Annotated in this window: 11 protein-coding genes; 10 read left to right on the forward strand and 1 reads right to left on the reverse strand. The window is 71.3% G+C overall.

The window, feature by feature from the left end:
- Nucleotides 1-35 precede the first annotated feature (35 nt).
- Nucleotides 36-1,016: a hypothetical protein gene (locus ACFVIM_RS24135; RefSeq protein ID WP_384304884.1), complete on the reverse strand. Its 981-nt coding sequence runs from the start codon at nucleotides 1,014-1,016 to the stop codon at nucleotides 36-38.
- 256 nt (nucleotides 1,017-1,272) lie between these two features.
- Here ACFVIM_RS24135 and ACFVIM_RS24140 point away from each other — a divergent pair, with 256 nt between their 5' ends.
- The 10 genes from ACFVIM_RS24140 to ACFVIM_RS24185 all read left to right on the forward strand — a co-directional run bounded on the left by ACFVIM_RS24140 (nucleotide 1,273) and on the right by ACFVIM_RS24185 (nucleotide 15,205).
- Nucleotides 1,273-3,894: a valine--tRNA ligase gene (locus ACFVIM_RS24140; RefSeq protein ID WP_384304887.1), complete on the forward strand. Its 2,622-nt coding sequence runs from the start codon at nucleotides 1,273-1,275 to the stop codon at nucleotides 3,892-3,894.
- Nucleotides 3,895-4,059: 165 nt separating this feature from the next.
- Nucleotides 4,060-5,571, forward strand: a complete 1,512-nt coding sequence (locus ACFVIM_RS24145) for a bifunctional folylpolyglutamate synthase/dihydrofolate synthase (RefSeq protein ID WP_384304890.1) — start codon at nucleotides 4,060-4,062, stop codon at nucleotides 5,569-5,571.
- A gap of 6 nt (nucleotides 5,572-5,577) precedes the next feature.
- Nucleotides 5,578-5,934: a DUF4233 domain-containing protein gene (locus ACFVIM_RS24150; RefSeq protein WP_384304894.1), complete on the forward strand. Its 357-nt coding sequence runs from the start codon at nucleotides 5,578-5,580 to the stop codon at nucleotides 5,932-5,934.
- A 90-nt stretch (nucleotides 5,935-6,024) separates the two neighbouring features.
- Nucleotides 6,025-6,438 carry a nucleoside-diphosphate kinase gene (gene ndk, locus ACFVIM_RS24155; RefSeq protein WP_384304896.1) on the forward strand — a complete coding sequence of 138 codons (414 nt, stop codon included), beginning with the start codon at nucleotides 6,025-6,027 and terminating at the stop codon, nucleotides 6,436-6,438.
- Nucleotides 6,439-6,692: 254 nt separating this feature from the next.
- Nucleotides 6,693-7,712: a rod shape-determining protein gene (locus ACFVIM_RS24160; RefSeq protein ID WP_384304913.1), complete on the forward strand. Its 1,020-nt coding sequence runs from the start codon at nucleotides 6,693-6,695 to the stop codon at nucleotides 7,710-7,712.
- Nucleotides 7,713-8,150: 438 nt separating this feature from the next.
- Nucleotides 8,151-9,206, forward strand: a complete 1,056-nt coding sequence (gene mreC, locus ACFVIM_RS24165) for a rod shape-determining protein MreC (protein WP_384304899.1) — start codon at nucleotides 8,151-8,153, stop codon at nucleotides 9,204-9,206.
- Nucleotides 9,207-9,220: 14 nt separating this feature from the next.
- Nucleotides 9,221-9,886 carry a rod shape-determining protein MreD gene (gene mreD / locus ACFVIM_RS24170; protein WP_384304902.1) on the forward strand — a complete coding sequence of 222 codons (666 nt, stop codon included), beginning with the start codon at nucleotides 9,221-9,223 and terminating at the stop codon, nucleotides 9,884-9,886.
- A gap of 19 nt (nucleotides 9,887-9,905) precedes the next feature.
- Complete coding sequence (mrdA, locus tag ACFVIM_RS24175) at nucleotides 9,906-12,137, forward strand: penicillin-binding protein 2 (protein WP_384304905.1); 2,232 nt, start codon at nucleotides 9,906-9,908, stop codon at nucleotides 12,135-12,137.
- Nucleotides 12,138-12,140: 3 nt separating this feature from the next.
- Entirely contained in the window at nucleotides 12,141-13,343 is a 1,203-nt protein-coding gene (gene rodA, locus ACFVIM_RS24180) for a rod shape-determining protein RodA (RefSeq protein ID WP_384304909.1), read from the forward strand.
- Between the two features lie 344 nt (nucleotides 13,344-13,687).
- Nucleotides 13,688-15,205 (forward strand): CHAD domain-containing protein, encoded by a 1,518-nt coding sequence (locus tag ACFVIM_RS24185; protein WP_384304911.1) that lies wholly within the window; start codon nucleotides 13,688-13,690, stop codon nucleotides 15,203-15,205.
- Nucleotides 15,206-15,243: the final 38 nt, after the last annotated feature.

The raw sequence follows: 15,243 nt of genomic DNA on the forward strand, positions 1-15,243 counted from the left end.
CCCCCGGAGGGTGGGCCCACCCGCGTAGGGATCCCTCAGATCCTGGCGCGCGCCGACGCGTACAGCTCGGCCGCGAAGGCGGCGATCTCCTCCTGCGGCATCGCCTTGCCGGTCAGGGCGAGGGAGGCGTCGATGCCCATCACCTGGCCCACCGTGCTGTAGTCGGCCCACAGACACATCGGCGACTGGATCTTCCGGGGCCCGGGGCCGTCGGTGGAGACCTCGGCGGTCTGGCACTTCATCACCGCGCCGGTCAGACCCGGGGGATTGACGGCGACGGGAGTGCCGAGGAGCCGCATCTTCTCCTCCTTGCCCGCCAGCTTCATCTGGGAGAAGTAGCGGTCCACCGTCCGCTCCGGGTCGGCGACCTTGCCCCAGAGCCCGACGAAGTTCATGTTCTTCACCGTCATCGGGTTGGACCGGTCCCCGGCGACATAGTCCGCGCCGACCTGGCGGGGGTCGCTGACGCCGATCGCCTCGATGTCCTCGCGGTCGGACGCGGTCAGCCCGGTCTCGCCGTCCTTCTGCTTGCTGTACGCGCCGACGGACCGGGGGACGACCAGCTTCCCGCGCCGGGTCTCCTCGGAGACGGCGCTGTTGTCGCCCCGGGGGCCCTCGACCGCGTCCTCCGCGCTGGTGCCCAGGAGGTAGAGCCCGGTGCCGACGAGGGCGAGGGCCGCGACCACGGACACCGTCACGATCAGTCCGGTACGGGACTTCTTCGGCGCGGGCGGCTGCGGCCAGCCGCCCGGGTACACCGGCGGCTGGCCCGGCCAGCCCGGCTGCTGCGGGGGGCCGAAGCCACCCGGCTGCGGCTGACCGTACGGCTGCTGTCCATACGGTCCCGGCTGACCGTACGGTCCGGTCTGACCCGGCTGACCCGGCTGACCCGGCTGGCCGTAGGGGACGGGCTGGCCGTACGGCGCGGGCTGCCGGCCCGGGACGCCGGGAGCCCGCGGGGGCGGGGGCGGCGGCCCCGGCCGGCCCGGTGCGCCCTGGGCGGGCGGCTGCTGCACGGGGTAGCCGTAGCCGGGCTGCTGACCCTGCGGCGGCGGGCCATAGGGCCCCGGCGGACCTCCCTGGTCCCCGGGCCGCTGGGGCGGAGGCGGACCGTAGGGCCCCGGCTGGCTGTCTGTCACTGCTTCCCCTCCCGACGGTGATTCCGTTGCCGCCATCCTGGCCCAAAACGTTTCCGCGCCGGGCGACCGGGGTCACACCACGATGGCCGTCTCCCGTTTCAGTACCGGGTTGTGACACCCCTAGACTGAGGCCGTGACCGAGAACACTCAGCAGCAGCCAGTCAGCCCCCCCGAACTGCCGACCCAGTACGCGCCGGCCGAGGTAGAGGGACCGCTGTACGAGCGCTGGGTAGAGCGCGGTTACTTCGAGATCGACGCCAAGAGCGACAAGCCCGCCTACACCATCGTCATCCCGCCGCCCAACGTCACCGGCAGCCTGCACCTGGGGCACGCCTTCGAGCACACCCTCATCGACGCCCTCACCCGGCGTAAGCGGATGCAGGGCTACGAGACGCTGTGGCAGCCCGGCATGGACCACGCGGGCATCGCCACCCAGAACGTGGTCGAGCGCGAGCTGGGCAAGGAGGGCAAGTCCCGGCACGACCTCGGCCGGGAGGCCTTCGTCGAGCGGGTCTGGCAGTGGAAGGCCGAGTCCGGCGGTCAGATCGCCGGACAGATGCGCCGCCTCGGCGAGGGCCTGGCCTGGAGCCGGGACCGCTTCACCATGGACGAGGGGCTCTCCCGCGCCGTCCAGACCGTCTTCAAGAAGATGTACGACGACGGGCTGATCTACCGCGCCGAGCGCATCATCAACTGGTGTCCGCGCTGTCTGACGGCCATCTCCGACATCGAGGTGGACTACCAGGACGACGACGGCGAGCTGGTCTCCATGCGCTACGGCGACGGGGACGAGTCGATCGTCGTCGCCACCACCCGCGCCGAGACGATGCTCGGTGACACCGCCGTCGCCGTCCACCCCGACGACGAGCGCTACGCCCATCTGGTGGGCAGGCGGATCAGCCTGCCGCTGACCGACCGTACGATCCCGGTCGTCGCGGACACCCATGTCGACCCCGCGTTCGGCACCGGCGCGGTCAAGGTGACCCCCGCCCACGACCCCAATGACTTCGCCATCGGCCAGCGCCACGACCTGGAGTCCATCGAGGTCCTGGACGAGCGCGGAGTGATCACCGTCCACGGTCCCTTCGAGGGCCTGGACCGCTTCGAGGCCCGCTCCGCGATCGTCGCCGCGCTCCGCGCCGAGGGCCGGATCGTCGCCGAGAAGCGCCCCTACACCCACTCCGTCGGCCACTGCTCCCGCTGCAAGACCACGCTGGAGCCCCGGGTCTCGCTCCAGTGGTGGGTCAAGGTCGAGACGCTGGCCAAGGCCGCCGGTGACGCGGTCCGCGACGGCCGGGTCGACATCCACCCCGCCGAGATGTCCCAGCGCTACTTCGACTGGGTCGACAACCTCAACGACTGGTGCATCTCCCGCCAGCTCTGGTGGGGCCACCGCATCCCGGTCTGGCACGGCCCCGACGGCGAGCAGATCTGTGTCGGCCCCGACGACGAGCCGCCCACCGGCGAGGGCTGGACCCAGGACACCGACGTCCTCGACACGTGGTTCTCCTCCGGCCTGTGGCCCTTCTCCACCCTGGGCTGGCCCGAGCGCACCCCGGAGCTGGAGAAGTTCTATCCGAACTCCGTCCTGGTCACCGGCTACGACCTGATGTTCTTCTGGGTCGCCCGGATGATGATGTTCGGTCTGTACGCGATGGACGGTCAGCCCCCGTTCCGTACGATCGCCTTCCACGGCATGGTCCGGGACGAGTTCGGCAAGAAGATGTCGAAGTCGTTCGGGAACACGGTCAACCCGCTGGACTGGATGGACACGTACGGCTCCGACGCACTGCGGTTCACCCTCGCCCGGGGCGCCAACCCCGGCGTCGACGTGCCGATCGGCGAGGACTGGGTCCAGGCGTCCCGCAACTTCGCCAACAAGATCTGGAACGCCACCCGGTTCGCGCTGATGAACGGCGCCACCGTGGAGGGCGAACTGCCGCCCGCCGAGAAGATGTCGGCCACCGACCGCTGGATCCTCTCCCGGCTGAACACGGTCGTCGCCGAGGCCGACGCCTACTACGACGACTACCAGTTCGCCAAGCTCGCCGACGCGCTCTACCACTTCGCGTGGGACGAGGTCTTCGACTGGTACGTGGAGCTGTCGAAGACCACGTTCTTCGCGGGCGGCGAGCAGGCCACGGTGTCGGGACGGGTCCTCGGCGAGGTCCTCGACGTCACCCTGCGGCTGCTCCACCCGGTCGTGCCGTTCGTCACCGAGACCCTGTGGACCACGCTCACCGGCAAGGAGTCGCTGGTCGTCGCCGACTGGCCGCAGGACAGCGGCTTCCGTGACGAGAGCGCCGAGCGGGAGATCGAGCTGGTCCAGCGGGTCGTCACCGAGGTCCGCCGGTTCCGCTCCGACCAGGGGCTCCAGCCCGGCCAGAAGGTCCCCGCGCGCCTCGAACTCACGGGCACCCCGCTGGCCGCCCACGAGGCCGCGATCCGGCAGCTGCTGCGGCTCCAGCCCGAGGGCGACAGCTTCGCCGCGACCGCGACCCTGCCGGTCGCCGGGGCCAGTGTCGCGCTCGACCTCTCCGGCGTCATCGACGTCGCCGCCGAGCGCAAGCGGCTCGCGAAGGACCTGGCGGCGGCGGAGAAGGAGCGGCAGCAGGCGGAGGCGAAGCTGGGCAACGAGGCGTTTCTGGCGAAGGCGCCGGAGCCGGTGGTGGAGAAGATCCGCGCCCGGCTGGCCGCCGCGCGCGAGGACATCACCCGCATCACCACCCAACTGGACCGCCTCCCCCAGGCCTGACGCCCCACCCGGCACCCGCCCTGGCCCCCAGCGCCCCTCGCCCTGGGGGCCAGGGCGTTTGCGGCCCATCCGGACCCACCCCGTGCGGGTCTGGGGTTCCCCCTGCCGTGGGGACCCGGTGAGCCCGGTCGGGGGTGTGGGGGGCCGGACCCTAGACTGGGGGGCGTGAGTGAGCACCCCAGCCCAGAGCACGGCGACCCCGACCGCTTCGATGAGATCGTCGAGGAGGAGACCACCAGGGACCCCGACCTCGCTGTGATCGAGGCCGGCAGCCGTACCCTGCGTACCCAGTCCGGACCTCCGAGCGCCGACCCCGTCCCCGCCCGCCCCGCCGACCCCGAGGTCGACAAGGCGCTGCGCGCGGTCGAGGCCGAGCTGGCGGACCGCTGGGGCGAGACGAAGATGGAGCCGTCGGTCCAGCGGATCGCCGCGCTGATGGACGTGCTGGGCGAGCCGCAGCGCGCGTATCCCTCGATCCACATCACGGGCACGAACGGCAAGACGTCGACGGCGCGGATGATCGAGGCCCTGCTGGGCGCGTTCGAGCTGCGGACGGGCCGGTTCACCTCCCCGCATGTCCAGTCGATCACCGAGCGGATCTCGCTGGACGGCGCCCCGATCGACGCCGAGCGCTTCATCGCCGCGTACGAGGACATCAAGCCGTATGTCGAGATGGTCGACACGGCGCAGGAGTACCGGCTGTCGTTCTTCGAGATCATGACCGGGATGGCGTACGCGACGTTCGCGGACGCGCCGGTCGATGTCGCCGTCGTCGAGGTGGGTCTCGGCGGCGCCTGGGACGCGACGAACGTGATCGACGGCTCGGTGGCCGTGGTCACGCCGATAGACCTGGACCACACCGACCGCCTGGGCGACAGCCACGCGGAGATCGCCACGGAGAAGGCCGGGATCATCAAGCCGGGCGCGACGGTGATCCTGGCGCAGCAGCCGGTGGACGCGGCGCAGGTGCTGCTGAAGAAGGCCGTGGAGGTCGATGCCACGGTGGCCCGTGAGGGCATGGAGTTCGGCGTGGTCTCCCGTGAGGTCGCGGTCGGCGGTCAGCTGCTGACCCTGCGCGGTCTGGGCGGGGAGTACGAGGAGATCTTCCTGCCGCTGTACGGGGCGCACCAGGCGCACAACGCGGCGGTGGCGCTGGCGGCGGTCGAGGCGTTCTTCGGTATCGGCGCGGAGCACACCCGCACGCTCGACACCGACGCGGTGCGGCGCGCGTTCGCGACCGTGACCTCGCCGGGCCGTCTTGAGGTGCTGCGGCGCAGCCCCACCGTCGTCCTCGACGCGGCGCACAACCCGGCGGGCGCGCGGGCGACGGCGTCGGCGCTGGACGAGTCCTTCGGGTTCTCCCGGCTGATCGGTGTGGTCGCCGCCAGCGACGACAAGGATGTACGGGGGGTGCTGGAGGCGTTCGAGCCGCACTTCGCGGAGGTCGTCATCACCCAGAACTCCACCGGGCGGGCGCTGGACGCGGACGTTCTGGCGGCCGTGGCGGTGGAGGTCTTCGGTGAGGACCGGGTGGTCGTCGAGCCCCGGCTGGACGAGGCGCTCGCGGCGGCGGTGACGCTGGCCGAGGATGAGGCCGAGTACGCGGGCGCGGGTGTGCTCGTGACCGGTTCGGTGATGACGGTCGGCGAAGCCCGGCTGCTGCTGGGAAGGGGCTGACATCCCATGCGTTCGCTCTGCGCTTCGACGCTGATCGGCGAGTTCTTCGTGATCGGGTTCGCCGGGCTGGTGGCCATGAAGGACCAGGACCTGTCGATGACGGCGGTCTGGACGGTCTGCGGGGTCGGGATGGCCCTGTCGCTGCTGCTCTGCGGGATGCTGGGGCGGCCGATGGGGATCAAGCTGGGCTGGGCGCTCCAGATCGGGCTGGTGCTGAGCGGTTTCGTGGTGCCGGTGATGTTCTTCCTGGGTGCCTGCTTCGCCGGTCTGTGGTGGGCCTCGGTCCACTACGGCGGCCGGATCGATGCGATCAAGGCGCGCTGGGCGGAGCAGCAGGTTTCCTCAGAGCCTGACGCTGCGTAACGTGCGGGCCCGGGGGCCCTGTAGCCTCTGAACTCCTTGACCGCACTCGTGGACCACCTGGGTGGTCCGCACTCGTGAAGGAGCCCGCACGTGACTCAGCGTACGCTCGTCCTGCTCAAGCCGGACGCCGTCCGCCGTGGACTGATCGGTGAGATCATCGGTCGTATCGAGGCCAAGGCCGGCTGGAGCATCGGCGCGCTGGAGCTGCGCACCCTGGATCAGGAGACGCTGGAGCTGCACTACGGCGAGCACCGGGGCAAGCCCTTCTACGAGCCGCTGATGGAGTTCATGGCGTCGGGCCCGTCGGTGGCGCTGGTCGTCGAGGGCGAGCGGGTGATCGAGGGCATGCGGCAGCTCGCCGGGCCCACGGACCCGATCGCCGCGCCGCCCGGTTCCATCCGGGGCGACCTGGGCACCATCGTCCGGGAGAACCTGGTCCACGCCTCGGACTCGCAGGAGTCCGCTCTGCGGGAACTGAAGATTTTCTTTCCGGGACTCTCCTGATCCCGCGTCAGCCATACAGCGCTCATGACCTGGGGCGACCGAAGGAATTCGGTCGCCTTTTGGCATATGCGGGAGCAAAACGGGAACGGTTGGCGGCAACTCCACGTCACCTAGGAGAGAGGTGGTCACCGCGCGGTGCCGCCGAGAGCGGCACTACGATGGGCAGCCTCACGCCACAGCACCCACACCGCCATCCTGATGAGACCTCAACGCTCGATTCCGGGAAGGCCAGACGCATCCTCATGGGGAACAACATGTCGTTCATCGGCCGTGATATGGCTGTCGACCTCGGGACCGCCAACACGCTGGTGTACGTCAGGGGCCGGGGGATCGTCCTCAACGAGCCGTCCGTCGTCGCCATCAACACCAACACGGGCGGCATCCTGGCGGTCGGCGCCGAGGCGAAGAAGATGATCGGCCGGACACCGGGCAACATCGTCGCGGTCCGGCCGCTGAAGGACGGCGTCATCGCCGACTTCGAGATCACCGAGCGGATGCTCCGCTATTTCATTCTGAAGATCCACAAGCGTCGTTATCTCGCCCGTCCGCGGGTCGTCGTCTGTGTTCCCTCCGGGATCACCGGCGTCGAGCGCCGTGCGGTGATCGAGGCGTCGACGCAGGCGGGCGCCCGTCAGGTGCACATCATCGAGGAGCCCATGGCCGCGGCCATCGGCTCCGGGCTCCCGGTCCATGAGGCCACCGGCAACATGGTCGTCGACATCGGTGGGGGCACCACCGAGGTCGCCGTCATCTCCCTGGGCGGAATCGTCACGGCACAGTCCATCCGTGTCGCGGGCGACGAGCTGGACAACGCGATCATCCAGCACATCAAGAAGGAGTACTCGCTCCTCCTCGGTGAGCGCACCGCCGAACAGATCAAGATCACCATCGGCTCCGCCTATGAGCTGGAGCAGGACGAGCACACCGAGATCCGGGGCCGGGACCTGGTCTCCGGGCTGCCCAAGACCGTGGTCATCTCGGCCACCGAGGTCCGCAAGGCCATCGAGGAGCCGGTCAACGCGATCGTCGACGCCGTCAAGACCACCCTCGACAAGTGCCCGCCGGAGCTGTCGGGCGATGTGATGGACCGGGGCATCGTGCTGACCGGCGGCGGCGCGCTGCTGCGCGGTCTGGACGAGCGGCTGCGCCGCGAGACGGGGATGCCGATCCATATCGCGGAGGACCCGCTGGACTCGGTGGCGCTGGGCTCCGGCAAGTGTGTGGAGGAGTTCGAGGCGCTCCAGCAGGTGCTGGACGCCCAGCCGCGCCGCTGAACCGCCCGTGCCGCCCGTTCGGCCGGGGCCGCCGGAGCCATCGGAGCCATCGGCCCATCGGCCCGGACGGGTCCGCCCGGCCACCGGGCGGGGCCCGTCGGCTGAAGCCCCGGCGGCCGGACCCCTCGCCCCCGTACGGGCGGAGAGGCCGCGACCCTCGCCTCCGTACGGGGACGGGAGCGCGTCCCCGGTCCCGCGCCGGGCCGTCCGGTCCCGTACCCCCGGCGCCCGGGGCGACCGGGCACCCGGCACCCGGGGAGGGTCCGTCATCCGCCCGACGGCGGATCGTTGACGGACTGACATCCGGGGCCACCCCGATATCCCCGTTCCGGTGGGACCACCATGAGACGCTGACGAGATCTCGAACGGGTACCGCGGACACCGCGGGCACCCGCGATACCACGACCATTCCGACTGAGGAAGGCACGGCCGTCGCACGTGAGGGACACACGAGAGAGCCGGCTGCTCCTGGTGCTGCTGATCGCCATCGCGTTCGCGCTGATCACCGTGGACATCCGCGGGGGCGAGGACTCACCCGTCGACGGCGCCCGCAGGGCCGCCGCGACCGTCTTCGGACCGGTCCAGGACGGGGTGGCCACGGCGGTCGACCCGATCGGCAACGCCATCGCCGCCGTCCGGGACTCCGGCCGCCGCCATGACCGGGTCAGCGCGCTGGAGCGGGAGAACGCCGAGCTGAAGACGAGACTCGGCAGCGACGACCGCAACCGCAGCCGCGCCCGTGAGCTGGACTCCATCCTGAAGACCGCCGGTGCCGGGCAGTACGGGGTCAAGGGCGCCCAGGTCATCGCCATAGGAGCGGCCCAGGGTTTCTCCTGGACCGTCACCATCGACGCGGGCTCGCGCGACGGGATCCGCCGCGATATGACCGTCATCAACGGTGACGGGCTGGTCGGCCGGGTCACCACCGTCGGACCGCACACCGCGACCGTGCTGCTCGCCAACGACCCCGCCTTCACCGTCGGCACCCGGATGGAGAAGACCAGCGAACTGGGCTTCGCCACCGGCCAGGGCGACCGCCCGCTCTCCGTCCAGCTCCTCAACGGCCGCCACAAGGTGAAGAAGGGCGACCGGCTGGTCACCTTCGGCTCCCAGGCCGACCGGCCGTTCGTGCCCGGTGTCCCGGTCGGCGAGGTGGTCCGGGTCGATCCGTCCCGCGGCGATCTGACCCGTACGGTCTATGTCCGGCCCTATGTCGGCTTCTCCCGGCTGGACGTCGTGGGCGTGGTCGTCCAGGCGCCCCGGACCGACCCACGGGACATGGTGCTGCCGGCCAAACCCGCGCCGCCCAAGCCCACCCCCACGGTGACCGTGACGGTGACACCCGGCGCCAGTGCCTCGGCGGGCGACGGGGGCGACCCGGAGGCCCGGAACGATCCCGGCGCCCAGGGCGACCTCGATGTCCAGGGCACCCCGGACGGCCCCCTGCCCACCCGGACCCCGCTGCCCTCGGGCCAGCCGACCGACACCGAGTAGGAGGAGCCGGTCCCATGCGCTTCAACCGGATGATTCTCTCCAGCGCCCTCGTCGTGGTGGCGCTGGTCGTCCAGGTCTCCGTCCTGGCCCGGCTCCAGCTTCCCGGCGCCGTGCCCGATCTGGTGCTGCTGACCGTGGTGGGCCTCGCCCTGGTCTACGGGCATCTCGCGGGCGCCTTCATCGGCTTCGGCGCGGGCCTGCTCACCGATCTCGCCCCGCCCGCCGACCACGCCGCCGGGCGCTACGCCCTGGTGCTCTGCGTCGTCGGCTATCTCGCCGGGCTCGCCCGCCCGGAGAGCGGACGGCTGAAGTCGGCGACCGGCCCGATGCTCGTGGTCGTCGCCGCCGCCATCGGCTCCACCCTGCTGTACGCGGGCGTCGGCGCCCTCGTCGGGGACACCGCCGCCCGCCATGTGGGCCTGGTGGGGCTGCTGTTCACCGCCCTGCTCTACGATCTGCTGCTCGCGCCCTTCACCGTGCCGCTGGTCATGGCGCTCGCCCGGCGCACCGAGAACGATCCGCTGGGCGACCCCCAGGGCGGTGCCTCCGATGTCTCCTCCGGCTGGCTCGCCTCCGGCACCGGACTGAGGATCGGCACCCAGCGCAGCGGGCTGAGAGTGCGGGCCGCCCGCAACCGGGCCAACCGGGCGGGCCGCGTCAAGGGCGTCAAGCGACTGTGACCGAGGGGGCACTGGCACCATGAGCAACATCCCCGAGACCGGCCGGACCCCCCGGGTCCAGATCCGGCTCGTCATCATCCAGGTCCTGGTCTTCTCGCTGCTGCTGACGCTCGGCGGCAGGCTCTGGTACCTCCAGATCCGCAACGGCCAGGAGTACACCGACGAGGCCAAGAACAACGGCGTCCAGCGGGTGGTCCAGCCCGCCGTCCGGGGCGCCATCCTGGACGCCCGGGGCGCCCCCCTCGCCGACAACGAGACCCGGCTGGTGGTCTCCGCCTCCCGTACCGAGCTGATGAAGATGCGGGACGACGGCAAGGGCGTCCTGACCCGGCTCGCCGGGGTCCTCGGCATGGCGCCCAAGGAGGTCCAGGACAAGGTCCGCCTCTGCGACTCCAAGACCCCGCAGCCCTGCTGGAACGGTTCGCCCTACCAGCCCATCCCCGTCACCGACGAGGCCACCACCCAGCAGGCCCTCCAGATCCGCGAGCGCGCCGAGGACTTCCCCGGCATCACCGCCGAACCCACCGCCGTCCGCCGCTACCCCGCCCCGAAGAAGGGCATGGCCTCCACCGCCCAGGTCCTCGGCTATCTCTCGCCCGTCACCGACGACGAGCTGGAGAAGGCCAAGGACTCGGACTCGCCCTACCTCCGCTCCGACCAGGTCGGCCGCTCCGGCCTGGAACGCACCTACGACCAGGCGCTGCGCGGCAAGGCCGGGATCACCCGCTACGAGGTCGACAACCTCGGCCGGGTCATCGGCGAGGCCGAACGCGACGAGGCCGAGGCCGGCGCCAACCTGGTCACCTCCATCGACGCCCGGGTCCAGGCCGTCGCCGAGTACGAGCTGTACGAGGCGATGAAGGCGGCCCGCAAGGAGTTCGACCGCAACACCGAACGCACCTACAAGGCCGACGCCGGGGCCGTGGTGGTGATGGAGAACCGCACCGGCCGGATCATCTCCATGGCCTCGCTGCCCACCTACGACCCCAATGTCTGGGTCGGCGGGATCTCCGGCAAGGACTACTCCAAGCTCACCGGGAAGGGCTCCAACTACCCGCTGCTCAACCGGGCCATCCAGGGCCAGGCGGCCCCCGGCTCGATCTTCAAGGTGATCTCCTCGGCCGCCGCGGTGAAGGCGGGGTACGACTTCGACGACACCTACCCCTGCCCCTCCGCGTACTCCATCGGCGGCCAGACCTTCAAGAACTTCGAGTCCAAGGGGTACGGCTCCATCACCATCGGCCGGGCGCTTGAGGTCTCCTGCGACACCGTCTACTACGGGCTCGCCCATCGCGAGTGGATCAAGGACGGCGGCACCAAGCCCAAGAAGCACCCCAACGACTGGTTCTACAAGACCGCCCACCAGTTCGGGCTCGGCAAGGAGACCGGGATCGACCTGCCCAACGAGGTCCAGGGCCGGGTCCCCGACCGGCAGTGGAAGCAGCGGTTCTGGGAGGCCAACAAGTCCGCCTGGTGCAAGCAGGGCAAGAAGGGCGGCGAGTTCGTCGAGCGGATAGCGTATGAGAACTGCCTCGAAGGCAACCGGATGCGGGCCGGTGACTCCGTCAACTACTCCATCGGCCAGGGCGACATTCTCGTCACCCCCATCCAGATGGCCACCATCTACGCGGCCATCGCCAACGGCGGCACCCTCTACAACCCCACCGTCGGCAAGGCGGTCATCAGCGCCGACGGCAAGCGGGTCCAGCAGATCAAGCCCACCGCCCATGGCAAGCTGCCCATGACCACGACCACCCTCAAGCAGATGAACGAGGCCCTCGCCGGAGTCGCCACCCGGGGCTCGGCCGCCTGGCGCTTCGGCGGCTGGCCCCAGGACAAGATCCCCATGCACGCCAAGACCGGCACCGCCGAGGTCTACGGCAAACAGACCACGTCCTGGTTCGCCTCGTACACCAACGACTACACGATCGTGATGACGATCTCCCAGGGCGGCACCGGCTCCGGCGCCTCCGGGCCCGCCGTGCGCAAGATCTACGAGGCGATGTACGGGCTCAACGAGCGGGGCGACCAAGACCTGAGCACCGCACTGCTGCCACGGCCGCAGCAGGCCCTGCCCGTGATCGGACCCGACGGGACCATCGAGGCGCCCACGGTGCGCCCGTACGTGCCGCGCAAGCCGCTCACCCCCGAGCAGCTCGCCGCCACCCCGCCGCCCACCCGCACCCCCGTCACCGACCGGCGCGACCCCGCGGGCAACCAGCTCGCCGGACCGCCCCCGGGGAGGGACTGACCCATGGCGGCTCCCCACGGCTTCTCCGTCTCCCGCTACGGCCCCCGCCGGGACGGGATGTGGACCCGGCTCTCCGCCCGGGACTCCCTGGTCCGCAGGCTCGACTGGCCGCTGCTGCTCTCCGCGCTCGCGCTCTCCGCGATCGGCTCCCTGCTGGTCTGGTCCGCCACCCGCAACCGCACCGAGCTCAACCAGGGCGACCCGTACTACTTCCTCTTCCGCCACCTCCTCAACACCGGTATCGGCATCACGCTGATGGTCGGGACCGTCTGGCTGGGCCACCGCACCCTGCGCGGCGCCGTGCCGTTCCTCTACGGGCTCTCGGTCCTGCTGATCCTGCTGGTCCTCACCCCGCTCGGCGCCACCATCAACGGCGCCCACGCCTGGATCGTGATCGGCGGCGGCTTCTCCATCCAGCCCTCGGAGTTCGTCAAGGTCACCATCATCCTGGGGATGGCGGCCCTGCTCGCCTCCCGGGTCGACGCGGGCGACCTCGCCCATCCCGACCACGGCACCGTCGCCAAGTCCCTGGCCCTCGCCGCCCTGCCCATGCTGATCGTGATGCTGATGCCGGACCTCGGCTCGGTGATGGTCATGGTGGTGATCATGCTCGGGGTGCTGCTGGCCTCCGGCGCCTCCAACCGCTGGATCCTCGGACTCATCGGCAGCGGGGTGGGCGGCGCGGTCCTCGTCGCCGCGCTCGGGCTGCTGGACGAGTACCAGATCAACCGCTTCGCCGCCTTCGCCAACCCCGAACTGGACCCGGCGGGCGTCGGCTACAACACCAACCAGGCCCGGATCGCCATCGGCTCCGGTGGGCTGCTGGGCACCGGACTCTTCAAGGGCTCCCAGACCACCGGCCAGTTCGTCCCCGAGCAGCAGACCGACTTCGTCTTCACCGTCGCCGGGGAGGAACTGGGCTTCGTCGGCGCCGGACTGATCCTGGTCCTGCTCGGCGTGGTGCTCTGGCGGGCCTGCCGGATCGCCCGGGAGACCACCGAGCTGTACGGGACGATCGTGGCGGCCGGGATCATCGCCTGGTTCGCCTTCCAGTCCTTCGAGAACATCGGGATGACCCTCGGGATCATGCCGGTGGCCGGGCTGCCGCTGCCCTTCGTCTCCTACGGCGGCTCGTCGATGTTCGCGGTGTGGGTGGCGATCGGGCTGCTCCAGTCGATCCGGGTGCAACGGCCGCTGTCGGCGTGAGGCGGCGGCTGGCCGCGCCGCCCCGCCTGCGGGCGGGCCCGGCGCACCGCCTCGGGTACGGGCCCGCGTGTCCCCGTGCCGTACGGCCCGTGCCCCCGTCCCCGTACGGCCGCGTGCCCGTGCCCGTACGGCCGTGGCGGTGGTCCCGTCAGCCCGCCGGGGCGGTTCCGTACGACCGGGGGCCGGCCGACGACGATCACGGCGGGCGGCCGACGACGACCACACCGGCCGACCGCCACCGGCCATGGCGGGCCGTCGGCAGCCGCCGCGCCGGCCGCCCGATAACGGGCAAGGTCAGGGGCGTGGGTCTGCCCTAACCGGCGCGGGCGAACTAGATTCGGTTCATGGCGGACACCAAGCGCGAGATCGAGCGGAAGTACGAAGCCGACCCCGACACCGACCTGCCCGACCTGACCCGGGTGACCGGAGTCTCGGCCGTCGCCGACCACGGCGTCGCCGAACTGGACGCGACCTACTACGACACGGCCGACCTGAGACTGGCCGCGGCCACCATCACGCTGCGCCGCAGGACCGGCGGCGACGACGCGGGCTGGCACCTCAAACTCCCGGTCGCCCCCGGCGTCCGGGACGAGATCACCGCCCCCCTCTCCCCTCAGCTTCCGCGCGCCCTCGCGGCGCTGGTCAGGGCACGGACCCGGGGCGCCGCCCTGGTCCCCGTGATCCGGCTGGCCACCACCCGCGCCACGACCCTGCTCACCGACGCCGACGGCACCGTGCTCGCCGAACTCAGCCGGGACGCCGTCCGCGCCGAACGCCTCCTCGGCGACGGCGGGGCCACCGCATCCTGGGACGAGATCGAGGTCGAGCTGGCCGACGGCGGTGAGCCGCGGCTCCTCGACCGGGTCGGCAAACGGCTCACCAAGGCGGGTATCCGGGCCGCCGACTCACCCTCCAAGCTGGCCAGGGCGCTCGCCGAGACCGGGCTGACACCCCCCGTGACCGAGGCCGGTCCGCCCGGGAACGCGGGCGATCACGTCCTCGCCTATCTGCGTGAACAGGTCGACGCCCTGCTCGCCCATGACCCCGGCGTCCGCCGGGACCTGCCGGACGCGGTCCATCAGACGCGGGTCGCCACCCGCAGGCTGCGCAGTGCCTTCCGTACGTATCGCAAGATCCTCGACCGGACGGTCACCGATCCGCTCGGCGAGGAGTTGAAGTGGGTCGCCGGGGAACTGGGTGTCGCCCGCGATACGGAGGTACTGCTGGAGCGGCTGCGCGGGCGCCTGGACGAACTGCCGCGCACCCTGCTGCTCGGCCCGGTCCGGGGACGGCTGCGGGTCTGGTCCGCCGCCCGTGGCTCCGGCGCCCGGCGCAAAGCCCTGACCACTCTCGACAGCAGGCGCTATCTCGCCCTGCTGACCTCCCTGGAGGCCCTGCTGGCCGATCCGCCGCTGCTCAAGGCCGCCAGGGGAGCGCCGGGCACGGTCATCCCCAAGGCCGTCCTCAAGGACTACGACCGGCTGGCCCAGCGGGTGGAGCACGCGCTCGCCCTGCCGTCCGGCGACGAGCGCGATCTGGCGATGCACGACGCCCGCAAGGCGGCCAAGCGGGCCCGGTACGCGGGGGAGGCGGCGACACCCGCGCTCGGTACACCGGCGAAACGCTTCGCCAAGGCGATGAAGTCCGTCCAGACCGTGCTGGGGGACCACCAGGACAGCGTGGTGGCGCGGGACGCCCTGCGGAACCTGGCGATCCAGGCGCATGGGGCGGGGGAGTCGGCGTTCACCTGGGGCCTGCTGTACGCCCATGAGCAGTCCTCGGCCTCCGCCCGCGAACGCGAGCTGCCCGCCATCTGGTCCGAGGCCTCCGCTCCCGGCCTCCGCGCCGCCCTGACCGCCTGACCGCCTGACTCCGGGGGCCCGTACCGGGGGTACGGGCC

It is taken from the genome of Streptomyces sp. NPDC057638 (assembly GCF_042800315.1).
GTDB lineage: Bacteria > Actinomycetota > Actinomycetes > Streptomycetales > Streptomycetaceae > Streptomyces.

Coding starts and splice junctions, on each gene's coding strand:
- ACFVIM_RS24150 (WP_384304894.1), top strand. CDS start 5,578: ATGCGTTCGCTCTGCGCTTCGACGCTGATCGGCGAGTTCTTCGTGATC.
- ACFVIM_RS24160 (WP_384304913.1), top strand. CDS start 6,693: ATGTCGTTCATCGGCCGTGATATGGCTGTCGACCTCGGGACCGCCAAC.
- mreD (WP_384304902.1), top strand. CDS start 9,221: ATGCGCTTCAACCGGATGATTCTCTCCAGCGCCCTCGTCGTGGTGGCG.
- mrdA (WP_384304905.1), top strand. CDS start 9,906: ATGAGCAACATCCCCGAGACCGGCCGGACCCCCCGGGTCCAGATCCGG.
- rodA (WP_384304909.1), top strand. CDS start 12,141: ATGGCGGCTCCCCACGGCTTCTCCGTCTCCCGCTACGGCCCCCGCCGG.
- ACFVIM_RS24185 (WP_384304911.1), top strand. CDS start 13,688: ATGGCGGACACCAAGCGCGAGATCGAGCGGAAGTACGAAGCCGACCCC.